At 56.0% G+C, this 309-nt stretch carries 1 pseudogene; it reads left to right on the forward strand.

Annotated features, from left to right (window positions below):
• Positions 1-57: 57 nt before the first annotated feature.
• Positions 58-309, forward strand: a pseudogene (locus ACSQ3F_RS29345) (IS6 family transposase); the annotation flags it as partial.

Raw genomic sequence — 309 nt, forward strand, 5'->3', positions numbered from 1 at the left:
GTGCTGTTGGCATCGTAACGTTAACGGACCATCGAAGAAAATGTGCGATGTGGCAGCATGACCAGAATTGCGCGTGATCCTCGTTACCGTCGCCACCGTTTTCCTGCTGAAGTGATTGCCCATGCGGTCTGGCTGTATTTCCGGTTTCCTTTGAGCCTGCGAATGGTCGAGGATATGCTGGCCGCCCGGGGCATCGTTGTTTCTCATCAGACCGTGCGGATATGGGCGGAGAAATTCGGCAGGCACTTTGCTAATGATATCCGCCGCCGGTCGTCCGGCAAGTTCGGGGACAAATGGCACCTCGACGAG

Origin of the sequence: Pararhizobium sp. LjRoot238 (assembly GCF_964252955.1) — a bacterium.
Classification (GTDB): Bacteria; Pseudomonadota; Alphaproteobacteria; order Rhizobiales; family Rhizobiaceae; genus Pararhizobium.